The organism is Bacillus sp. JK106 (genome assembly GCF_053663355.1).
Map to the genome: position 1 here is coordinate 92,445 of NZ_JBSJQC010000003.1, position 19,238 is coordinate 111,682.

At 44.8% G+C, this 19,238-nt stretch carries 27 protein-coding genes; 11 read left to right on the forward strand and 16 right to left on the reverse strand.

Features of this window, described 5'->3' with window-relative positions; translation table 11 throughout:
* Positions 1 to 13: 13 nt before the first annotated feature.
* Positions 14 to 910, reverse strand: a complete 897-nt coding sequence (gene rarD / locus ACWJJS_RS10785) for an EamA family transporter RarD (protein WP_094246838.1) — start codon at positions 908 to 910, stop codon at positions 14 to 16.
* Between the two features lie 97 nt (positions 911 to 1,007).
* Between rarD and ACWJJS_RS10790 the strand changes: the two genes are divergently transcribed.
* Complete coding sequence (locus ACWJJS_RS10790; protein ID WP_014305207.1) at positions 1,008 to 1,472, forward strand: hypothetical protein; 465 nt, start codon at positions 1,008 to 1,010, stop codon at positions 1,470 to 1,472.
* Between the two features lie 33 nt (positions 1,473 to 1,505).
* Here ACWJJS_RS10790 and ACWJJS_RS10795 read toward each other — a convergent pair whose 3' ends face one another.
* Positions 1,506 to 1,745, reverse strand: coding sequence for a hypothetical protein (locus ACWJJS_RS10795; RefSeq protein ID WP_003153736.1), 240 nt, complete (start codon positions 1,743 to 1,745; stop codon positions 1,506 to 1,508).
* A gap of 201 nt (positions 1,746 to 1,946) precedes the next feature.
* Here ACWJJS_RS10795 and ACWJJS_RS10800 point away from each other — a divergent pair, with 201 nt between their 5' ends.
* Together ACWJJS_RS10800 and ACWJJS_RS10805 are read left to right on the forward strand one after the other, a co-directional pair.
* On the forward strand, positions 1,947 to 2,336 hold the full coding sequence (locus ACWJJS_RS10800; RefSeq protein WP_003153733.1) for a tautomerase family protein: 390 nt from the start codon (positions 1,947 to 1,949) through the stop codon (positions 2,334 to 2,336).
* A gap of 52 nt (positions 2,337 to 2,388) precedes the next feature.
* Positions 2,389 to 2,757 (forward strand): hypothetical protein, encoded by a 369-nt coding sequence (locus ACWJJS_RS10805; RefSeq protein ID WP_102422256.1) that lies wholly within the window; start codon positions 2,389 to 2,391, stop codon positions 2,755 to 2,757.
* A 39-nt stretch (positions 2,758 to 2,796) separates the two neighbouring features.
* Here ACWJJS_RS10805 and ACWJJS_RS10810 read toward each other — a convergent pair whose 3' ends face one another.
* The gene (locus ACWJJS_RS10810; protein WP_003153729.1) at positions 2,797 to 3,138 is read right to left on the reverse strand and encodes a winged helix-turn-helix transcriptional regulator; all 342 of its coding nucleotides are present in this window, start codon (positions 3,136 to 3,138) and stop codon (positions 2,797 to 2,799) included.
* Between the two features lie 129 nt (positions 3,139 to 3,267).
* Here ACWJJS_RS10810 and ACWJJS_RS10815 point away from each other — a divergent pair, with 129 nt between their 5' ends.
* Positions 3,268 to 3,876, forward strand: coding sequence for a nitroreductase family protein (locus ACWJJS_RS10815; RefSeq protein ID WP_031379019.1), 609 nt, complete (start codon positions 3,268 to 3,270; stop codon positions 3,874 to 3,876).
* A gap of 43 nt (positions 3,877 to 3,919) precedes the next feature.
* Here ACWJJS_RS10815 and ACWJJS_RS10820 read toward each other — a convergent pair whose 3' ends face one another.
* Positions 3,920 to 4,522, reverse strand: a complete 603-nt coding sequence (locus ACWJJS_RS10820) for an alpha/beta hydrolase (protein ID WP_454023571.1) — start codon at positions 4,520 to 4,522, stop codon at positions 3,920 to 3,922.
* A 2-nt stretch (positions 4,523 to 4,524) separates the two neighbouring features.
* On the reverse strand, positions 4,525 to 5,448 hold the full coding sequence (locus tag ACWJJS_RS10825) for a ring-cleaving dioxygenase (RefSeq protein ID WP_102422255.1): 924 nt from the start codon (positions 5,446 to 5,448) through the stop codon (positions 4,525 to 4,527).
* A gap of 185 nt (positions 5,449 to 5,633) precedes the next feature.
* Here ACWJJS_RS10825 and ACWJJS_RS10830 point away from each other — a divergent pair, with 185 nt between their 5' ends.
* Both ACWJJS_RS10830 and ACWJJS_RS10835 read left to right on the forward strand, forming a co-directional pair.
* A complete protein-coding gene (locus ACWJJS_RS10830; RefSeq protein ID WP_003153716.1) occupies positions 5,634 to 5,834 on the forward strand; it encodes a DUF3311 domain-containing protein in 201 nt (66 codons plus the stop codon).
* Positions 5,834 to 7,324: a sodium:solute symporter family protein gene (locus tag ACWJJS_RS10835; protein WP_094246835.1), complete on the forward strand. Its 1,491-nt coding sequence runs from the start codon at positions 5,834 to 5,836 to the stop codon at positions 7,322 to 7,324. Before ACWJJS_RS10830 ends, ACWJJS_RS10835 begins: the two co-directional genes overlap by 1 nt.
* A gap of 34 nt (positions 7,325 to 7,358) precedes the next feature.
* Here ACWJJS_RS10835 and ACWJJS_RS10840 read toward each other — a convergent pair whose 3' ends face one another.
* Together ACWJJS_RS10840 and bglA are read right to left on the reverse strand one after the other, a co-directional pair.
* Positions 7,359 to 8,837: a glycoside hydrolase family 30 protein gene (locus ACWJJS_RS10840; RefSeq protein ID WP_454023572.1), complete on the reverse strand. Its 1,479-nt coding sequence runs from the start codon at positions 8,835 to 8,837 to the stop codon at positions 7,359 to 7,361.
* Positions 8,838 to 8,984: 147 nt separating this feature from the next.
* Complete coding sequence (gene bglA, locus ACWJJS_RS10845; protein WP_077722468.1) at positions 8,985 to 10,427, reverse strand: 6-phospho-beta-glucosidase BglA; 1,443 nt, start codon at positions 10,425 to 10,427, stop codon at positions 8,985 to 8,987.
* 247 nt (positions 10,428 to 10,674) lie between these two features.
* Here bglA and ACWJJS_RS10850 point away from each other — a divergent pair, with 247 nt between their 5' ends.
* Positions 10,675 to 11,400 carry a GntR family transcriptional regulator gene (locus ACWJJS_RS10850; RefSeq protein ID WP_071391727.1) on the forward strand — a complete coding sequence of 242 codons (726 nt, stop codon included), beginning with the start codon at positions 10,675 to 10,677 and terminating at the stop codon, positions 11,398 to 11,400.
* A 60-nt stretch (positions 11,401 to 11,460) separates the two neighbouring features.
* Here the strand turns inward: ACWJJS_RS10850 and ctpA are convergent, their stop codons facing one another.
* Complete coding sequence (ctpA, locus tag ACWJJS_RS10855) at positions 11,461 to 12,864, reverse strand: carboxy-terminal processing protease CtpA (RefSeq protein WP_014305214.1); 1,404 nt, start codon at positions 12,862 to 12,864, stop codon at positions 11,461 to 11,463.
* A gap of 146 nt (positions 12,865 to 13,010) precedes the next feature.
* Between ctpA and ACWJJS_RS10860 the strand changes: the two genes are divergently transcribed.
* Entirely contained in the window at positions 13,011 to 13,712 is a 702-nt protein-coding gene (locus tag ACWJJS_RS10860; protein WP_007407947.1) for a class I SAM-dependent methyltransferase, read from the forward strand.
* A gap of 92 nt (positions 13,713 to 13,804) precedes the next feature.
* Entirely contained in the window at positions 13,805 to 14,059 is a 255-nt protein-coding gene (locus ACWJJS_RS10865; RefSeq protein ID WP_003153704.1) for a hypothetical protein, read from the forward strand.
* 43 nt (positions 14,060 to 14,102) lie between these two features.
* Here ACWJJS_RS10865 and ACWJJS_RS10870 read toward each other — a convergent pair whose 3' ends face one another.
* The gene (locus ACWJJS_RS10870) at positions 14,103 to 14,921 is read right to left on the reverse strand and encodes a M15 family metallopeptidase (RefSeq protein ID WP_003153703.1); all 819 of its coding nucleotides are present in this window, start codon (positions 14,919 to 14,921) and stop codon (positions 14,103 to 14,105) included.
* Positions 14,922 to 15,004: 83 nt separating this feature from the next.
* Positions 15,005 to 15,703, reverse strand: coding sequence for a purine-nucleoside phosphorylase (gene deoD, locus ACWJJS_RS10875; protein ID WP_003153702.1), 699 nt, complete (start codon positions 15,701 to 15,703; stop codon positions 15,005 to 15,007).
* Between the two features lie 135 nt (positions 15,704 to 15,838).
* On the opposite strand from deoD, the gene ACWJJS_RS10880 reads away from it, so the two are divergent.
* A complete protein-coding gene (locus tag ACWJJS_RS10880) occupies positions 15,839 to 15,964 on the forward strand; it encodes a hypothetical protein (RefSeq protein WP_003153701.1) in 126 nt (41 codons plus the stop codon).
* Positions 15,965 to 16,018: 54 nt separating this feature from the next.
* Here ACWJJS_RS10880 and ACWJJS_RS10885 read toward each other — a convergent pair whose 3' ends face one another.
* The 3 genes from ACWJJS_RS10885 to ACWJJS_RS10895 all read right to left on the reverse strand — a co-directional run bounded on the left by ACWJJS_RS10885 (position 16,019) and on the right by ACWJJS_RS10895 (position 17,257).
* Positions 16,019 to 16,339, reverse strand: a complete 321-nt coding sequence (locus ACWJJS_RS10885; protein WP_003153700.1) for a YodL domain-containing protein — start codon at positions 16,337 to 16,339, stop codon at positions 16,019 to 16,021.
* Positions 16,340 to 16,398: 59 nt separating this feature from the next.
* Positions 16,399 to 17,010 carry a phosphatase PAP2 family protein gene (locus ACWJJS_RS10890; protein ID WP_077722470.1) on the reverse strand — a complete coding sequence of 204 codons (612 nt, stop codon included), beginning with the start codon at positions 17,008 to 17,010 and terminating at the stop codon, positions 16,399 to 16,401.
* A 73-nt stretch (positions 17,011 to 17,083) separates the two neighbouring features.
* Positions 17,084 to 17,257, reverse strand: coding sequence for a YozD family protein (locus ACWJJS_RS10895; protein ID WP_003153696.1), 174 nt, complete (start codon positions 17,255 to 17,257; stop codon positions 17,084 to 17,086).
* A gap of 117 nt (positions 17,258 to 17,374) precedes the next feature.
* On the opposite strand from ACWJJS_RS10895, the gene ACWJJS_RS10900 reads away from it, so the two are divergent.
* The gene (locus ACWJJS_RS10900; RefSeq protein ID WP_012117771.1) at positions 17,375 to 17,518 is read left to right on the forward strand and encodes a hypothetical protein; all 144 of its coding nucleotides are present in this window, start codon (positions 17,375 to 17,377) and stop codon (positions 17,516 to 17,518) included.
* Here ACWJJS_RS10900 and ACWJJS_RS10905 read toward each other — a convergent pair.
* The 3 genes from ACWJJS_RS10905 to ACWJJS_RS10915 all read right to left on the reverse strand — a co-directional run bounded on the left by ACWJJS_RS10905 (position 17,515) and on the right by ACWJJS_RS10915 (position 19,166).
* Positions 17,515 to 18,195 carry a hypothetical protein gene (locus tag ACWJJS_RS10905; protein ID WP_077722471.1) on the reverse strand — a complete coding sequence of 227 codons (681 nt, stop codon included), beginning with the start codon at positions 18,193 to 18,195 and terminating at the stop codon, positions 17,515 to 17,517. The two genes, ACWJJS_RS10900 and ACWJJS_RS10905, sit on opposite strands and share 4 nt — an antisense overlap.
* A 145-nt stretch (positions 18,196 to 18,340) precedes the next feature.
* Positions 18,341 to 18,688, reverse strand: coding sequence for a VOC family protein (locus ACWJJS_RS10910; RefSeq protein ID WP_229154187.1), 348 nt, complete (start codon positions 18,686 to 18,688; stop codon positions 18,341 to 18,343).
* Between the two features lie 253 nt (positions 18,689 to 18,941).
* Complete coding sequence (locus ACWJJS_RS10915; RefSeq protein ID WP_016936640.1) at positions 18,942 to 19,166, reverse strand: YozE family protein; 225 nt, start codon at positions 19,164 to 19,166, stop codon at positions 18,942 to 18,944.
* Between the last annotated feature and the right edge of the window lie 72 nt (positions 19,167 to 19,238).

Below are 19,238 nucleotides of genomic sequence, written 5' to 3' on the forward strand. Positions count from 1 at the left end.
GAAAGCGAAAGGCTTAGCGGCTTTTTATCGGCCGCTTCCATTTTATCTGTGAAAAGGTAAACAAAAGCAATGCTGCCCATATACAAATGAAGGTAAACGCTTTTTGCCCGGAAAACGGTTCATGATACACAAACACGCCGAGCATAAGGGTAATGGTCGGCGCTATATATTGCAAAATGCCGACTTGATACAGGGGCAGACGCTTTGCCCCCTCTGCAAACAATAACAGCGGCAGGGCCGTAAATACGCCTGCGAAAAATAGGAGCGCCCATGTTCCTGCCCCCAAGGAGCCAAAAGTGCTCCCGTCAGCTGTAAATCCTAAATAAATAAGTGCAGCCGGGGTAATCAAAAGCGTCTCCAGCGTCAGCCCGATCGTGCTGGACATGCGGGTTCTTTTTTTACATAAGCCGTACAGGCCGAAGCTGAATGCAAGCAGCAATGCGATATAAGGAACCGCGCCATATTGAAACGCAGATATGAGCACGGCCGCCCCGGCAATAGAAACGGCTGCTGTTTGCATCTTGTTAAGCTTTTCTTTTAAGAATAGGATGCCCAAAAGAACGGAAACGAGCGGATTAATGTAGTACCCGAGACTTGCTTCAAGCAAAAAGCCGTGATTGACGGCCCATATGTACACAAACCAATTAACGGAAATTAAAACGGAAGCGAAAAAAAGCGCCAGCAGGCCCCCTTCCGATTTCAAAAGACGCAGTTCACGCCATCCGGTTTTCCACTTCTTAAGCACAGTTAAAAGCACACACATGAAAACAAATGACCATAAAATCCGGTGAGCTAAAATGTCCAATGCGGGTATTTGTTCAAGAAGTTTCCAATAGACCGGAAACAGCCCCCACATGACGAAAGAACAAGCGGTATAAATGATTCCTTTTCTTACGTTATTCCCTTGCACGGCCTTCCCCTTCCTTTCTGTAAACAGATTATATTATATCACGGGAAGCTTCCGGCGGGCATATACTATGTTGTCCGTTAAGAAAGGGTGAGATGCCGTGTTTGATTGGAACAGATATTTTCCCTTCCAAAATCAGTTCTCTAAAGAAACGTTTAAAAATGCTGATCCGAAAGATGTCGAGACATATGTCAACCGAGTGATGGAAAGCGTATTCGGCGCCGGTTATGCCGGACAGTTCCCTTTTCGCGACCCGATGTCCAAAAAGACCGATCCGGTCGAAGCGGAACCGCCCAAGCCGGAAATTGACCTGTTTGAAACATCCGATCATGTTTTTGCGAAAATTCCCGCCGAACAAGAGGAACTCGACCGTATCAGGATTAAGCATACGTCACACAGCCTCGTTGTAGAGAACAGCAGCCTGGGAGAAGGAAAAAAAGAAATCGTACTTCCGAGCCTCGTCAAACGGAAAGGAACAAAAGCAGTCTATAAAGACGGGATGATTGAAGTTATGTTTTCAAAACAGGAAGACTACAATCTATCGGAAGTGGAGATTTTAAGATAAAAAAACGGCCCGCGCGATGCAGGCCGTTTTTTCTTAATAAAATGGCGGATAACCGCCGGCTCCCGGCCCGAAACCGCCGTATGGGACGCCTCCGTATCCGTAACCGGCAAACCCGTACGGATAACGGGGTCTTGTAAAACCTGTGGCAATCACGCCTCCGAGAAGACCGCCTAAAAATCCGCCGAATAAAGGAGCGCCGAACAAAAAAGGACTTCTCGCCGGAAATCCGGCAGGACCGAAATTCCCGCGATACAATGCATGACGAGGGTACATGTTTTTCCTCCTTTATGTCTGCCTATTCTTAAGCGTATTCATAAAATGAGGGAATTGATTGGGCGGTTGTAACAACTTGTGCCTCTCTCTGATATTGCATTAAGATGTAAACATTTTGGTTATAATTTGATTATATTTTGATTAACTGTTATACTTTTTTTACAAGTTGCGACATTATAAAACCATCAGGGGGAATAAAATATGCCATTACTTCGTTTTGACGTTATTGAAGGCCGGGATGACGCAGCATTAAAAAAATTACTGGATACCGCCCATTACGCCATGGTTAAAGCTTTTGACGTCCCAGTAACGGACCGTTATCAGATCGTTCACCAGCATCGGCCTCATGAGCTTATCATAGAAGATACCGGGCTCGGTTTCAAAAGAAGCAAAGATCTTGTCATCATCAGCATTGTCAGCAAAGCGCGCACCGAACATCAGAAAGAAACGTTATATCAACTGATGGCTGATCAGCTTAAAACAGAATGCGGCATATCACCCGAGGACGTCATGATTTCCATTACAGAAAACGGGAACGCCGATTGGAGCTTCGGGCTTGGTGAGGCTCAGTTTTTAACCGGGAAACTGTAAAAGGCCTCCCCGCTTGTTCTGAATGATTGCAAACTGAATAAAAGAGGGATGTATGTTGGTTAGTGAGTTGTATCCTTGTTTGATATGCGGATTTAAAGGATTAGAGACAAATCCCGTTTATAACGGCGAATATCAAAAAACATTTGATATTTGCCCCTGCTGCGGGTTTGAATTCGGCTACAGTGAGGACCATGACGTAAGCTTAGGGTTTATTGTAACGCCTGATCATTTAATTGAAGCGGCATTTCAGTTATACCGGAAACAGTGGATTGAGGGAGGAATGAAACTATTTTCTCCAAACGATGTTCCGGCGGAATGTAAAAATGATCATTTCCTTACATTCGATGCTTTATTAAAGCAATTAAAAGGCTTGAACCTCAATCTGAACAATTTTGATATTAATGGTTTTTATGACGATTAAACATTATCATTAAGAAAAGGCTGCCTTGGGCAGCCTTTATTATTCATCACATGTGTCGTTGGCAGATCCCCCGGGCTCGCAAAAACTGTCTGCCCATTTTTGCATTTCCTGAAAAACGGCTTGCAGGGCCATGCCTTTATCAGTCAGTTTATAAATGACTTTGACAGGTGTTTCAGGCAGCACCTGACGCTCGACGATTTCATTTTGTTCCAGCTCTTTGAGCCGCTCCGCGAGCATTTTTTGGCTGATTGTCGGTATCGTTTCGGTCATATCTTTAAATCGTTTCGGCCCGTCCATCAGTACATGGATAATGAGGCCGTTCCAGCGCTTTCCCAAAAGAGAAAAAGCGGATTCCATTTTAGGACACATTGTATATCCCACGTGAGTTCATCCCTTCATCTATGAATTGACAAGTTTTTTGTGATCCATTAAAATTAGTTTTCGAGTTACATTTAGTAAGCTTCTAACTTTTCTATTATGATAACACGTTTATCCGAAGGAGGAAACATGATGACATCCGTATTAGACGTTTTAAAGGAACGCGCATCTGTTAAAGAATACGATAAAGACGCGGTCATTACAAAAGAGGAATTGACAGAACTCCTTGAAATCACAACGCAAGCGCCTTCCGCCTGGAACCTTCAGCATTGGCATTTTCAAGTCTTTCACAGTGATGAAGCAAAAGCTGCCCTGCTTCCGGTTGCTTTTAATCAAAAACAGATTATTGATTCATCAGCAGTTATTGCCGTATTAGGCGACTTAAAAGCAAATGAAAATGGTGAAGAAGTTTATGCTGAACTGGCTGAGCAAGGCAATATCACAGAAGAGATTAAACAAACGCTTTTAGGCCAGATTAACGGTGCATACCAAAATGATCAGTTTGCCCGCGATTCAGCATTTTTAAACGCTTCTTTAGCAGCGATGCAGCTGATGCTTGCCGCTAAAGCAAAAGGCTACGACACTTGCGCGATCGGCGGATTCAATAAAGAGCAATTCGTTAAAGAATTCGACGTGAGCGAGCGTTTCGTGCCCGTCATGCTGATTTCAATCGGTAAAGCCGTTAAGCCGGCGCATAAAAGCAACCGGCTGCCTGTATCTAAAGTCTCAACTTGGCTGTAAGATGAAAGAAACCCTTAGTCCGCTTAAGCAGACTAAGGGTTTTTTATAGGAATCGCTCACTGTACCAGGCTCGTGCCTGCTCGGCTTCCTGCTGTGTGAGCTGATGACCGCCCTCCTGCCATTCAAGAGCAACGGATGCATGAGCATCTGTCAGATACTGATAAAGCTCCTCCGATTCTTCTTTTGTACATAGGGGATCGCGTTTTCCCGCACCGATAAACACAGGCAGCCCTTCCATATCAGGCAGCTTCACTCCGCGTATCGGCACCATCGGATGATGCAGAACCGCTCCTTTCAGTACATCTTTATAATGAAACAAAAGACTTGCTGCAATATTGGCGCCGTTTGAATAGCCGGCAGCAATCACGTTTTCTCTGCTGAACCCGTACATTTGCGCCGCTTCATCAATAAAATTCTTTAATTCTTCCGTCCGTTCAATTAAATCTTTCTCGTCAAATACGCCTTCTTTCAGCCGCTTAAAAAAACGGGGCATGCCGTTTTCCGACACTGATCCTCTGACCCCCAGCAGACTTGCGTTCGGATCGATAAAACGTCCGAGCGACAGAAGATCATGTTCATTTCCTCCCGTTCCGTGCAAAAGCAGCAGAACATTTTCTGACGTTCCCTGTTCAAACTCATGTTTCATCATCATTCTCCTTTCTCCATTTTGGGCAGAACAGCTGTAATCTGACTGCGATGCTCTTCCAGCCATTCCGGAAGCTTCAGCTCTGTTCCGAGATTTTCAAAGGATTCATCCGTCATAAAGCCCGGTTCATCGGTTGCCATTTCAAATAAAATGCCGCCGCTTTCTCTGAAATAGATTGAAGTAAAGTATGACCTGTCAAGAATGTCAGATGAAGCAAGATGAGAATCAGCAAGAATGTCCTTCCACTCCGCCTGCTCTTTTTCGCTCGTGCGGAAAGCGACATGATGAACTGTCCCGTAACCGCCGGCACCTGCTTCTTTCGGCGCAAGGTCAACATCTATAATATGTCCGATCCGCGCCTCCGATTGCAGCCTGACAATCTGATTTTCTTCTCCTGTCTTTGAATAACCGAAGCGTTCTATGAGAAATTGAATGGTTGCTTCAGGACGGTACGAGTACAGAAGAACACCTCTCATGCCTGTGATCGCTTCTTTTTCAGTAATGCCCGGAGGAGTCCATTCACTCTGTCCGCTTCTTTCATCTTCCATTATGGCAAGCGGCAGGTCTTCTGTATCATTAAAGAGAAGGACTTGTTCAGACAGCATGATCTGTTCTTTTACAGACAAGCCGTTTTCTTCAAGCCGGCGCTTCCAAAACGCGAGTGCTCCTTTCGGCACGGAGAAATAGATTCTTCCGGCCTGCCCTTTTCCCACGGTTCCCGGGCGGCTTCCCTGAAAAGGAAAAAATGTAATGATCGTGCCCGGCTCTCCGTTTTGGTTGCCGAAATAAAAGTGATAAGTGGCCGGGTCGTCAAAATTAACGGTTTTTTTAACAAGCCGCAAACCCAGCACTTCAGTATAAAACCTAAGATTTTCAGCAGGATCTTTTGCAAATGCGGTAACATGGTGCAATCCTTGTGTATTCAATGTATTCACTCCTAAATATCTTGAGTTCGAGATATTAACTATTCTAATTTAATATGAATGAAGATGCAACTAAAGTGTTTCAGTTAAAAAAGTAATAGAATTCTTTTTTTTCTGAAAAATATCTTGTGATCTTATCTGACACCTGCTATGATAAGGAGCATTATCAAGTTTCAGGAGGAAAGTAAATGGTCAGAAAAGCACTAATTTTCGTTCTCATCTTAATCCCTTTCAGCCAGCTGGCCCTGCTGTCAGTCGCTAATCGGGTTCATCCGATCATTATCGGGCTGCCTTTTTTTCATTTCTGGCTGCTTTTATGGATCGCAGTCACTCCATTATGTTCGTTTCTTATTTATAGGCTGCAGAAGAAACAAGGAGGACTGGACTGATGCCCGCAAATATAACAGCATTGATCATTACAGCCGTCATCGTTTTAACCGTTGTCTGTATCGGCTTTATAGCCGGAAGAGACAAATCATCACGTACTTCTGTTGAGGAATGGTCTGTCGGCGGCAGACGGTTCGGGGGGCTCCTCGTCTGGTTTTTAGTCGGCGCGGATCTCTATACGGCTTATACGTTTTTAGGCTTGACAAGCACAGCCTACACAGGGGGAAGCGTTGCTTTTTTTGCAATCCCGTATTCTGTTTTGGCGTATTTTATCGCTTATTTCTTTCTGCCGAAGCTGTGGAAAGTGGCAAAAATTCACAAATTAACGACGCTTGCCGATTATGCCCGTGAGCGTTTTGACAGTAAACTTTTGGCCAGCCTTGTCGCCATTGTCGGCGTTCTTATGCTCATTCCTTATATTTGTCTCCAGCTGAGCGGGATTCAAGATACGCTTCAGGTGGCCGGAACGGGTGTCATTAATGTCAATATGGTCGTCATCATCTCTTTTATTCTTGTAGCGCTGTATACTTTTTTCAGCGGAATTAAAGGGCCGACGTTTACGGCGATTATTAAAGACATTCTGGTGTGGGTGATTATGCTGTTTATGGTCGTCTCACTCCCGCTGATCCATTTTCACGGCTGGACGCCGATGATTCACACTTTGGCTGAAAAAGCGCCGCAAATGCTGACGATTCCGGACTCGGGGCCGAAAGGAATTCCTTGGTTTATCACCGCTTCCATCGTATCTGCGCTGGCGCTCTTTATGTGGGCGCATGCGGCAACCGGCGTATTTACGGCAAAAAGCGCAGATGCCGTCCGCAAAAACAGCATGTTTCTGCCGCTTTATAATATTGTTTTGATTCTTGTTATCTTTCTCGGCTTTATCGCGTTTCTTGTCCTGCCGGAAGATACCAATCCGCGGCTCGCTTTATTGAAGCTGATTCAAACGTCTTACGGCGGAGTCGCGCAGGGCTTTGCTTACTCCACGATCGCCCTTGCGTCATTGATTCCCTGCTCTATCATGGCCATCGGAGCATCAAACTTATTTGCGAATAACTTATATCGGGATTTGATTCACCCGAATGTGTCACCAAGCAAGCTGACGATGATCACCCGTTCAATGGTATTTGTCGTCATCGGGCTCGCGCTTTTATTCGGCATGCTGTTCCCGACTGCGCTCGTTACCCTTCAGCTTCTCGGTGTTTCCGGCATGGTTCAGATCTTTCCGGCTATCGCCGTCAGTCTGTTTTGGAAGAATCAAACGAAAGAAGCGACAATTATCGGTCTTCTCGTCGGTCTTCTCGTGACATTCACGGTAAATATCACCCAATCCGCCCACGGTATATATGAAGGGTTTTGGGGTTTGACCGCTAACATGGCTGCCGTTATTATCCTTAACCCGTTTTTTGTAAAAAAAGCGGCTTCAAACGCCGTCAAAGACGGTTTATTCAATAAAGCGCCTACTGATAAACTGAACCAAAAAGGCGCTTAACAGAAAGAAGCCGGCACGTAAATGTGCCGGTTTTTTACTTTTTGTGCTGCCATTTGTAGGTGGCGACGGTTTTTGCCGGGATGACGGCTTCAAACTGCCGATTTTCTGAAACGACATGGAATTTTTGTTCTGAAGATGTCTGGTTGATTACGACTGTCACAATGGATTGATCAGGATTAAGGAACGATACATTCGAGACTGTGTTTTTGGAGCCGTAATTACTTTCTATCCGCTTTGCTCCCCGGTCGATAAATTTTGAAAAGTTGCCTGTCATATGAAAGATCGGGATATTCCAATAGCGGTCAGGGTTTTTAGCATCCTGAATAAACAGCGTCGGGTCTGGGGTGCCTATCCAATGATGCGTCTTAATTTGACTGTCGAGCATCGTCACCCACGCATTGTAGCTCGACGCGCCGTTGCGGAAATACTGTGCGATCCGATCCGCCCCTGCCGTCCCCCAGACAGACCGCTCCGTTAAGTGAATAGATTGATCAGGATATCTCTTTCCGATTTCCGACATGACAGAAAGGTCACCGTCATAATCGTGAAAAGCGATGCCGTCTGCCGCCCGGTTTCCTTTTTTATCATCTAAAATCGGCGGAATATAGTTCCACGCCCCGCTCGCATTGTGATCATAAATCCAAATTTTCGTGTCAATTATGTGTTTTTTCAATTCTTTTTTCACGGCTATCGCCAGTTTGCGCTGCTGAGACGGCGGCATGTACATGCTCGGATAGTCGATTTCCAGCAATGGTTCATTTTGAAGGGTCATCGCATAAATCGGAATTCCCTGCTTTTCGTACGCCTCAATAAATTTGCGGAAGTAAACGGCCAGTGCGCCGATATATTTATCTTTCAGCTTTCCCCGCTTGAGGTTTTCATTCGTTTTCATCCAAGCCGGCGGGCTCCACGGTGAGGCAATGATTTTCAGTTCCGGATTTATCGCCAGCGCTTCCTTGATGGTTGCTGTAATGTGTAAATCAATATCCTTTTGGATCGAGAAATGACGGAGCTTAGGATCTCTTTGGCCTTCAGGCATATCGTCATACGTATAAAATTCCTGTGCCGTAAAATCAGATGTCCCGATCGTTATGCGCATAACGTCCATGCCGATACCATCTTTGGGATCAACCAATTTTTTCAGCACTTCTTTTCTTTTTGCGGGTGTCATTTTTGATAAATTATGGATTGTGGATTCTTCCAGGGACGATCCTACGCCCAACACACTTTGATAGCGGCGCGACGGATCAATATACACGGCGGCGGAGTCAGAAGCCTTCTTTTTTGTCCATGTAAGCGGTGTTTGTTCGTCTAAGGCGTATTTCACTTCCAGCGGCCCGTCATACCACGTACGGGAAGCCGGATCTTTTTCAGAACTGAACCACACCCTTACTTTGTTTTTGTCTGAAGCCTTCCGATCAGCAGCATACACTTCGGTTTGCATGCTGCTTGATATAAAAAAGAAAAACATAAGAAAAACCAGGGTCATGTGCAGACTTTTTTTAAAAAACATGAACCACCATCCCTTTCCTTATTTTTATAAGCGATTCTAAATGAAAAGCCGGACAGTCACCTCCTTCCCGCTTAAATGAATACGCTTTCAAAATCACTGATAAAGAGCCGGCTTCACACAACGGTGAAGCCTTCCCTTTTTACACCTTTAGGATACATATGCGCCGTTTGATTCAATCACTTTTTTATACCATTCAAATGAGTCTTTCTTAAGCCGCTTCATTGAACCGTTGCCTTCATTATCCCGATCAACATAAATCATGCCGTAGCGTTTTTTCATTTCTCCGGTTGTAAATGACACGATATCAATAATTCCCCATGGGGTATAGCCCATTACATCCACACCATCATATGTGACTGCTTTTTCCAAAGCTTTTATATGTGACGATAAATATTCAATTCTTGAAGCGTCATGAATTGAACCGTCCTCTTCTAATGTGTCAATGGCGCCGAATCCGTTTTCCACGATAAATAATGGAATCTGGTAGCGGTCGTATAAGCGGTTTAATGTGTACCGTAAACCGGTCGGGTCAATCGCCCAGCCCCAATCACTCGCTGTAATATAAGGATTTTCCACGCCGTTTGGCAATCCTCCGTTTACGACATCCCCGGTATTATCGTTTATCACGTCACTTTTTACGGTAGTGGACATGTAATAGCTGAATCCGAGGTAGTCCACTCGGCCGTTTTTCAAAATCTCTTCATCACCGTCTTCAAAGTGTATCTGATAGCCTTCTCTTTCAAACTCTTTTAACGCATAGCTTGGATAATATCCGCGAACCTGCACGTCCGGGAAGAAAAAACGCTGTCTCATCGTTTCTTCAGCCAGCATCACATCATCGGGGTGAGATGAGTACGGGTAAATCGGGACATGTGATACCATCGCGCCGATCCTGAACTCGGGATTGATTTCTCTTCCCTTCGAAACTGCCAATGCGCTTGCCAGCAGTTCGTGATGGCCGGCCTGATACATGACTTCTTTTGCGTTTTCGTTTTCTTTAACGGCGACGCCCGAGTTCGTCCATAAAAAGATCGGATTATTCACATCCATCTTATTATTGATTTCGTTAAACGTCATCCAATATTTCACCTTATGTTTATAGCGTTCAAAACACACTTCAGCGAATTTCACAAAAAATCCGACTGTTTTTCTGTTTCTGAAACCGCCGTATTCCCTCGCCAAATGCAGCGGCATCTCAAAATGTGACAGCGTGATTACCGGTTCAATCCCATGTTTCAGCAATTCATCAAACACCCGGTCGTAAAAAGCCAATCCTTCCTCATTGGGCTCGGCTTCATCACCTTTAGGAAAAATTCTGCTCCAGCCGATGGACGTTCTTAAACATTTCAGGCCCAGCTCGCTGAATAATGCGATGTCCTCTTTATAACGATGATAAAAATCGATCGCTTCATGATTCGGATAAAATTCCCGCTCTTCAATTGTATCTGTTATTTTCCGGGGCACACCATGCGCGCCTGCCGTCATGACGTCCACTACACTCGGCCCCTTGCCGCCTTTATTCCATCCCCCTTCAAATTGGTGGGCGGCCAGAGCGCCTCCCCATAAAAAATCTTTTGGCAATGTCCCCATCGTTTATATCCTCCTTTATTTGACTGCCGCTTGCATGCCGAATAAATGCACTGCAGCAGCTTCAAGCACCGCTTCGCAAGTGTAGAAGAATTCCTGCCTTCATTTTCACATTATACGTTTACATTATAATTGTACCGGTATAATTTATCAATACATAAACAATTATAGTTAATTACGAAATGGCTTTTAAAAACGATTATGCTATAATTCTGAAAGAAGCGGGACAATAAATGAATGAGGAATGTATATGTTAAAATACCAGCAAATCGCGTTAGATATTGAAAAATACATAGAAGAACATCAGCTGCAGCAAGGGGATAAACTGCCTGTGCTTCAAACCTTAATGACCCGGTTTAACGTGAGCAAAAGCACGATCACCAAGTCCTTAGATTTATTAGAAAAAAAGGGGATTGTGTTTCAAGTGAGGGGAAGCGGCATTTTTGTCAGACGGAATAAAAGAAAAGGGTATATCAGCCTGCTTTCTAATCAGGGATTTAAAGAATCACTTGAAGATTTTAATGTCACTTCCAAATTATTAGCGCTGGAAGTGAGAAAACCCACGCCTGAGGCTGCCCAAAATCTGAATATGCCGCCTGACGGCGACGTGTATTATGTCAAGCGAATCCGATATATTGACGGGCTGACATTGTGTATCGAAGAGTCATTTTACAACAAATCGATTATTACGTATTTGAATAAAGAGATCGTGGCAGAATCAATATTTGATTATATTAGAGAAGGTCTCGGGTTAAAGCGCGGTTTTTCAGATTTATATCTGTACGCGGGGATGTTAAATGAGGAAGAAGCGGAGTACTTAGGTCTGTTTACAGGAGCGCCTAAGCTTTGCGTTGAAACGATTTTTCATTTAACAAACGGCCAGCCGTTTGACTTCTCAAAAGTCACCTATCACTATGAGCAATCACAGTTTTTCATTCAGGCGAACAGCCACCTTTTTGAACAGGAAACGACATAAGGCGGGCTTTTCGCAAACAAAAAACACCCCATGCGCGAGCGGCGCATCGGGTGTTTTTTACTATTTCATATTCTTATTTAATGTTTCAACGGCTTTTTTCATTTGTGTATCGTTGTCCGCAAGCTGTTTTTGCAGATCCGTCATCAATTTTGCCGTTGTGTCTCCTGTTAAAATGCCTGTTTGTTTCAGTTTCTCTTTTGCTTGGAATTGTTTGACTGCTTGTTCAAATGCTTTATCATACGTGCCGTTTACATTCACGCTGTACCCCAGCGCTTTCAGCATTTTTTGCGCATTGGTGACGGTCGTTCCGGAATCCCCGTATTTGTATGTTTTTTTCGCATCTAAATACGGCAGGTTCGCATATTCAGGAAGCTTAACCTGATATTGCGGTTTGATTCCTTTTTTATGAATCCACTCTCCGTCCGCTGTCAGCCATTTTGCGATTGTCAGTTTAACGGTAGAACCGTCGCTGTAATCTTTTGCCGTCTGCACGGTTCCTTTTCCGAACGTTTTCTCGCCGATCAGCGGAATTCCGGATGATTCATGCAGCGCAGCCGACATGATTTCCGCGGCGCTCGCGGTGCCGTCATTGACGAGGACGACTGTCGGTTTTGTCACTTTGCGCTCTTTCGTCGCTTTCATGACTTCTTTCGTGCCGTCTTTGTATTCGACCTGCATGATATTTTTCCCTTTATCGATAAACATATTGCTCATTTTGATGGCTTCATCCATCAGGCCGCCCGGGTTGCCCCTTAAATCGAGAATGTATCCTTTCGCTCCTTGTTTTTCGAGGCTGTCAATGGCTGAATTCAGCTCTTTTGCCGTCGATTCGGAGAAGGATGTGATTTGGATTTCGCCGATGTCTCCTTTTTTCATTTCAGAATACACCGTTTCAACCGGGATGGTGTCACGTTTGATCGACAGGTTCAGATCGCCGACACCCGCTCTGTGCAGCACAAGCTTGACGTTTGTTCCCTTTTTGCCGCGGATTAATGCGACGGCTTCGTTTACATTAAGGCCTTTAACGCTTTTGCCGTTGACCTTCAAGATCTGGTCATTCGGTTTAACCCCCGCTTTTGCCGCGGGTGACCCTTTAATCGGCGATACGATCAGGATGCTGCCGTCCTTTTCTTCCACTTGTGCGCCGATGCCTTCAAACGAAGCGGAAATTGTTTCTTCAAACGACTTTCCTTCCTGAGGATCCATATAAGAAGAATACGGATCATCCAGGGAACTGATCATGCCTTTTATCGCTCCGTCTACTAATTTGCTGTCATCTGTTTTTTGATAGTAATCACTTTTAATCTGCTCATAGGCTTTATTGAATTTCTCAAATTTGCTGTTCGTCAAAGCAGCCGAGCCTTGCCCGAAAATGGTCGTATTGCCCGTGATAAACAGCGTAAGCGCCGAGGCTGCGACCGCAGTGATCAATATAATAAAAAACAGTTTAAATTGCCGCTTCAAGAAAACACCACCTTTTTATTCTTACATTATTATCATAGACGAACGCTCATTCGTCAACTTCAAACGTGAGGCGCCCTTCTTTCCCGTTTACCCAAACCTATGCTTTTCTCTCAACATATGCTGAGGAAAAAAGGAGGATTCGGCCTTTGAGCAAATATTTAGAAATGCTGTCCTTATTCGGAGTCGGAGGGGCTCACCCGGGCGGGCTCGCTTTTTCCAAAGCCGTTCTCACAAAAGCGGCTCCTCCTCCTGGCGAACCGATTCTTGACGCCGGCTGCGGAACGGGACAGACGGCCGCTTATCTCGGCCACCTGCTGTATCCCGTCACCTGTGTGGATAAGGATCCCCTTATGCTTGAAAAAGCAGCAAAACGATTTGCCGCTGAAGGCTTAACCATTCCGGGCTATTTGGCGGAGCTTGAGCGGCTTCCGTTTGCTGAAAATCAATTTTCCGCCGTTCTTTCCGAATCAGTTCTCACCTTTTCAAATCTTGATTCATCGCTGTCTGAAATCCTGCGGGTCCTTAAACCCGGGGGCATGCTGATCGGCATTGAAGCTGCTTTACAAAAGCCCATGCCGGAAAACGCCATCACGCAGATAAAAGACTTCTACGGTTTTACCGTATTGCAGGATGAAACGGCATGGAAACAGAGATTGCTTCAGCAAGGCTTTCAGAAAGCGGATTTCATTCCCGCTGTCTATGAAAACAATGCGCAGGAGCCGACTACAGAAATGGATTTATCGCCCGTTATTCAGCCGGTTCACTACGATACGCTGACGGCTCATTACGAGCTTATGCAGACGTACCGTGAATATATGGGACACTGCGCTTTTGTCGCTTACAAGTAAAACGGCAATTGTCCTCCTGTTTTCGTCCAACCTTTTTACCGCACTCTATCATAAGCTGACATAGAAAGATAGGTTGGATAGGAGGAGAAAAGATGCAAAACTATTATCATCTTTGCCGGCAGCACCAAGGAAAAGTAGCAAGGATTACAGAACGAAACGGCAGAGTCCACGTCGGAAGAATCGTACGGGTGACTAACAGCAAAGTGTATATCACCCCTGTCGGCGGCCGTCACAGAGGGTACGGATTCGGTTATTGGGGAGGAGGCTGGGGAGGCTGGGGAGCAGCCTACGGTATCGGCCTTGGTTTCATTACCGGATTTGCGCTTGGAGGTCTGCTCTTCTGGTAATAAAAAAAGCCCGCTTTCTATTTTTCAAGCGGGCTTCTTCTCATTACACTTTCTTTACTTCATTAAAATATTCTTCAAGCGTTAATTGATGGTCATGGATGGCTTTTGCCGCTTTTTTGCCTACATAGCGTAAATGCCATGGTTCATACTCATACTTTGTAACATTTTCTTTGCCTTTAGGATAGCGGATGATAAAGCCGTATTCATACGCATGGTCTTTCACCCATTTGCCGTCCGCCGTGTTTCCGAACGCTTCATTCAGCTCATATCCGTTGCTTTTGCTGGAAATGTCCATGGCAAGCCCCGTCTGGTGTTCGCTTTGCCCCGGATATGCGACGGCTTCTTTCGCCTTTTTTTCACCTTTCAGACTGACTTCATTATCGAAAATAACTTTCTGTCTGTCATAAGAGCGGTATCCTGAAACGGCAACCAGGTCATAACCTTCTTTTTTCCCGGCGCTGAATAGTTCCGCCAAAGCATCGGCGGCAGGTTTGCGGATATATCGTTTCTCGATCTTCTCAGTAAAAGAAAATTCGACTTTCGGGATCACGAGATCATTCGGTTTATAATCTCCCGGCAGCGTATATGTCTTATTCACGAGCGCAAGTGTATTTGTCGGGTTTTGAATGGTCTCAAGCCCGTTCACTTCTTTAATATCATTAAAATATTTGCTCTCCAATACAAAATCGCTGTTTTCTGTCTTCGTTGTTTTTTTGCTTGATGTGTCATCTGATTGTTTTGTTTCAGCTGCTGTTTTTGTGTCCTTATGGCTGTCGCCGCCTGAAATGCTGCAGCCGGTGCCCACGATTGCGGTTACGCTGAGAGCGGCAGCGAGCGAGAACCATTTAGTGGATTTCTTCATTTTACCCTTACCTTTCTTTTTTTGAATCAGGGCGGTGCATAAAGAAGAGGGCTGCTTTAATCAGCATAACCCTCATCTCAAGTTTACGATACAGTATGCAGCGCCAGTTTAATCATATCATGAAAAGTCGTTTGACGCTCTTCTGCCGTTGTTTCTTCTCCCGTTAATACGTGATCGCTTACAGTCAGGATAGACAGCGCTTTTTTGCCGTATTTAGCGGCAAGCGTATATAAAGCAGTCGTTTCCATCTCTACGCCGAGGACGCCGTATCTGGCAAGCTTTTCGATTTGGGAGTCTTCATTGTAAAACTGATCGGCGGTGAATACGCTTCCGACCGCTACGGGAAGATTGTTTTTTTGCGCTTCCTGGTACGCTTTATGAAGCAGTTCGAAGTCTGCGCAAGGAGCATAATCTACACTGCCGAAGGCGACACGGTTCATCTGTGAATCCGTTGAAGACGTCATCGCCAAAATCACGTCACGCACCTTCACGTCATTACGGATTGCTCCGCATGAGCCGACTCTGATTAAGTTTTGAACATCATAGCTTTGAATCAGTTCATTCACATAAATAGAGATAGACGGAACACCCATGCCGGTGCCTTGGACTGATACTTTTTTGCCGTTATATGTACCCGTAAATCCGTACATTCCTCTGACTTCATTATAGCATTCAACATTTTCAAGATACGTTTCCGCAATAAATTTCGCTCGGAGCGGATCTCCCGGCAAAAGCACTGTATCCGCAATTTGGCCTTTTTCTGCGTTTATATGTACACTCATTTCCTTTTCCTCCTGCCTATTCAAACTCCCACCCATTGTACACTGAATAACGGTAAGAGACAATCATCAGCATGATCAGGGCGATCTTGGGCAGAATATGCGGGATGACAGCCTAAAGAAAAAGGAGTGAACATAATGGGCAAAAAACAGCGCAACCGGGTGACCGGCCAGAAAAAGAACAATCACGTGCCCGTTTCAGACGTCATTGCAGCTGATGAAGCGCATGGAAAAGAGCATTCCGCCGCTAAACGGAAGCCTTAACACTGTCTTTCCCAGACAATACGGAAGCCGGCTGAAGATTCAGCCGGCCCCGTCTTACCTCGGCTGGACGAGCAGCCGGTTAATTTTGCTCCATCCCGCAGGGTTAAGCCTGTAATAGGTCTTTCCTTTTCTTCCTTCGTCTATGAGTATGACGTCTCCAGTCGCTATGAATCTGGCTTGATAGTCGTTTGGGACCGTATCAGGCACATTAAAAACAGAAAATGCCCTTTCCAGTGCGTCTTGATGATTGTCAGCGGCCAGCTCTGTCCGATAGACGACCCTGTATCCCTTTTTCTCGCCGTAGCGGGGTGTTTGAAAAATCGTCACATCATAGGCACAAGTCTTTTTTTTAAACACGGGCAGCGATAACAGCATCAAGATCCCTCCCTCTTATTTCTTAATAGTATTAGCGTTTTTTCTCAATTTTCCTGTCTCTATTTTTGTCGAAACGGATGATACTTTTCGTCAAAGAGCGCAAAAAGCGAAACGAGGCAAAGTCCGAGACTGAATCCGGCAAGGACATCCGTCGGAAAATGCGCGCCCAAATAAATTCTGCTGAATCCGATCAGAATGACGAGAACTCCGGTAAAGACGGTGACGGCCCTCTTTCTTTTCGTGAAAAACGGAACATGCTTGATCAAAAAGTAAGCGATGACGGGATACATCACTGCCGAATTCATGGAGTGACCGCTCGGAAAACTGTATGAGGTTTCATGGACGAGCGGTTCAAAAGCAGGTCTGGCTCTTTCAATCAATTCTTTTATTTTTATGTTTACAATCCGTTCAATGAGAAAAAGAAGCGGCAAAAAAACAACATCCGGCGTTTTTTTGTACATATACAGAGCTGCGCCTGTCAAAAGAAGAAGCGGCAAAAGCACCGCGGTCGTGCCGAGCTCCGTTATCCATAACATCAATTCATTCAGCCAGACAGACCTGATCCTGACAGCCGCTTCTATCACACGCTCATCAAAAGCCCGGACCGCTTCTATCCGGATCGCTGCTGCGAGCAAAATAAACAATGTGAAAAGACTTGCTGGCTTGTACAACGTTTTCCCCCCATGTTTCATTCTCCCGAGCTGATTGAAAAAACCGAAGCTTTTTCACTTCGGTTCCGCAGTTTCAGTCTTCATCAAGCTCTTCGTCTATCATACATTTTTCTAATAAATAATCAAAGGTGATGTCGGCTATTTCGAAGATTTCCTCTTCACTCGGTATGTACCCGCGCATAGCAAGCTGACTGTAAAAATAATCAGCTATTTCTTCTGTGTCAATCACAAGATCTATTTCTTTCATGCAAACACCGCCTCCTTTTTTATGTTTTATGAAAAAACCGTTCAAATTATACCCGAAAGTTCTAAACGTTTTGTCCGCTCATATACTTTTAAAAAACAAGCCCCGGAGGGAGAAAAGATGATGACGAAAATGATGGCTTTATTGGACGGAGATGGATTTGATATCGTATTGGAAAAAGTGCTGAAAGGAATGTCGTTTGTCATCTTTGCCGGCTGTCTGCCCTGGTTTTTATATGTCACCGTCCGTTTTTTTGCCGGCTAGCTGAAATGCTCCCGCAGGCTTTCCAGCACAAAATTCATCATATCTTTATATTCTTCGTCACCGAACAAATGATAAAGAATCTTATAATCGTTATAAATATCAAGCAGCTCATCTACAATCGATACCGCCAGCACATGCAGGGCATCGGGATCATCAGCATCGCCTTCAAACTGAAGAAGAGCAGATGTGACGGTATCCTCGCCGATCTCATGAGATGCTTCCCCAACATAGTGGACAAACAGCAGCTGATGCACAAACTGATCCATTTCATATTTTCTCAGAACCAGCGTGAGATCCTCTTCCTCCGTTTCAAGCCACTCTCCGTCTTTCAGCCGAGTCAGCTCATAAATAATATCCTCCCAGCCATCCTCTAAATATCTCCAAATTTCAGTTCTGTGACCGATAACTCGGAATAATTCCTTTCCGTAGTCCTTTACATATACGACATCGCCGATCAGAAATTCATATTCAATATCTAATTTTTCCATATCGACGATCACGCCCTCATAATCTTTATAAAGCTGGATGGACGATTCAAAATAAAGCACTTCATTATGATTGACTTCATAAAGATAATGTTTATCAATTTGATGAACCTTCGTAATGGTGCCGACGGTTCCGTACATCACGACGACCACGATGTCTCCCACTTGAAATTTCGGTTTATCTGGCTTCATGCTGTCTCCCCCTTGCCGCGGACTGTCATACGCTATCGTATGCCGGCCGCCATCATTTCGCATGGGCATGAAAACCACAGGAAATATCTATTTCTGCACCTGTTCAAAAAGACAAAATCCCCAACATGCTTGTGCGTTTTTTCACTTACCGTAACAGAAGCGTCTGATGGCATTGCGCTCTCGATCGAATGAGCAGTAACAAAAAGCGCCTGTTTTGAATGAGTTTTTGTTTATTTCTCCATGACGCAAAGATAAATACCCGGCCCGAAGGCATGTTGACAATATCACCGACGTGATGTTCAAGATTTGCCGTGAAACACATCATCGAAGGTGTATGGATATCCAATTCCGGCTGCATATTCGTAATGGCTTGTTTATCATGAAGAACCAAACTCGTTTCGGCTTTCAATGAAGCCACAACTTCAATCCGCTTCAACCTTGTCACATAAAATCCCCTTTTCCGTCCAAACGTCAGTGCTTCACCATAGATCATTTGATTCCTCTCACTTCATTTAAATGTTTGATGATTTCTCCGTGAAAAGAGGCTCCTTACACGGAACCCCGCCGGCAGCAGGTCTGATCCGGTGAACTCTGCAGCTATACATTCTATTGCCTTATGATCCGTGCCGTCAGGAAGATTTGTTTACGTGCTGATCAAAACGGACGGCATTGCGGGATTTGATCATACGGCACCTCATAAGCGAGTGATTTCAACAGAAAAAAACCGCACAATGTGCGGTTTTTCGTCAGGCGTGATGCACCTCGGTCTCATATTTTTCCCAAGCTTCATCAAATGTCGACATCGTTTCTAAATAGTCGGCGCTCAGTTCTAAATAAGAACTGAGCTCGTGATAATCGCTTGACGTTTTCGGAAAGCCGTGATCTTCGTATGCCTGATTCGCAAACCGGCTGATTGCGTCCTGCGGTTTGGGATGCCTGTATTTCATCAAATAGTGATAAAAGGATTTCATGGGTTTCCCCTCCTGATGACTGTCTTTTGTTGTACTATTATACAATTCAAGTGTGAAATTACAACAAAAGAA

Excerpts from the sequence above, each read along its gene's own strand:
- ACWJJS_RS10915 (WP_016936640.1), bottom strand. The coding sequence starts at position 19,166 with ATGAAATCCTTTTATCACTATTTGATGAAATACAGGCATCCCAAACCG.
- ACWJJS_RS10830 (WP_003153716.1), top strand. The coding sequence starts at position 5,634 with ATGGTCAGAAAAGCACTAATTTTCGTTCTCATCTTAATCCCTTTCAGC.
- ACWJJS_RS10840 (WP_454023572.1), bottom strand. The coding sequence starts at position 8,837 with ATGTTTTTTAAAAAAAGTCTGCACATGACCCTGGTTTTTCTTATGTTT.
- ACWJJS_RS10885 (WP_003153700.1), bottom strand. The coding sequence starts at position 16,339 with ATGCTGTTATCGCTGCCCGTGTTTAAAAAAAAGACTTGTGCCTATGAT.
- ACWJJS_RS10880 (WP_003153701.1), top strand. The coding sequence starts at position 15,839 with ATGGGCAAAAAACAGCGCAACCGGGTGACCGGCCAGAAAAAGAACAAT.
- deoD (WP_003153702.1), bottom strand. The coding sequence starts at position 15,703 with ATGAGTGTACATATAAACGCAGAAAAAGGCCAAATTGCGGATACAGTG.
- ACWJJS_RS10800 (WP_003153733.1), top strand. The coding sequence starts at position 1,947 with ATGCCATTACTTCGTTTTGACGTTATTGAAGGCCGGGATGACGCAGCA.
- ACWJJS_RS10795 (WP_003153736.1), bottom strand. The coding sequence starts at position 1,745 with ATGTACCCTCGTCATGCATTGTATCGCGGGAATTTCGGTCCTGCCGGA.
- bglA (WP_077722468.1), bottom strand. The coding sequence starts at position 10,427 with ATGGGGACATTGCCAAAAGATTTTTTATGGGGAGGCGCTCTGGCCGCC.
- ACWJJS_RS10910 (WP_229154187.1), bottom strand. The coding sequence starts at position 18,688 with ATGATCTATGGTGAAGCACTGACGTTTGGACGGAAAAGGGGATTTTAT.
- ACWJJS_RS10895 (WP_003153696.1), bottom strand. The coding sequence starts at position 17,257 with ATGAAAGAAATAGATCTTGTGATTGACACAGAAGAAATAGCTGATTAT.
- ACWJJS_RS10865 (WP_003153704.1), top strand. The coding sequence starts at position 13,805 with ATGCAAAACTATTATCATCTTTGCCGGCAGCACCAAGGAAAAGTAGCA.
- ACWJJS_RS10820 (WP_454023571.1), bottom strand. The coding sequence starts at position 4,522 with ATGAAACATGAGTTTGAACAGGGAACGTCAGAAAATGTTCTGCTGCTT.
- ACWJJS_RS10905 (WP_077722471.1), bottom strand. The coding sequence starts at position 18,195 with ATGAAGCCAGATAAACCGAAATTTCAAGTGGGAGACATCGTGGTCGTC.
- ACWJJS_RS10835 (WP_094246835.1), top strand. The coding sequence starts at position 5,834 with ATGCCCGCAAATATAACAGCATTGATCATTACAGCCGTCATCGTTTTA.
- ACWJJS_RS10870 (WP_003153703.1), bottom strand. The coding sequence starts at position 14,921 with ATGAAGAAATCCACTAAATGGTTCTCGCTCGCTGCCGCTCTCAGCGTA.
- ACWJJS_RS10805 (WP_102422256.1), top strand. The coding sequence starts at position 2,389 with ATGTTGGTTAGTGAGTTGTATCCTTGTTTGATATGCGGATTTAAAGGA.
- ACWJJS_RS10815 (WP_031379019.1), top strand. The coding sequence starts at position 3,268 with ATGACATCCGTATTAGACGTTTTAAAGGAACGCGCATCTGTTAAAGAA.
- ACWJJS_RS10850 (WP_071391727.1), top strand. The coding sequence starts at position 10,675 with ATGTTAAAATACCAGCAAATCGCGTTAGATATTGAAAAATACATAGAA.
- ACWJJS_RS10900 (WP_012117771.1), top strand. The coding sequence starts at position 17,375 with ATGATGACGAAAATGATGGCTTTATTGGACGGAGATGGATTTGATATC.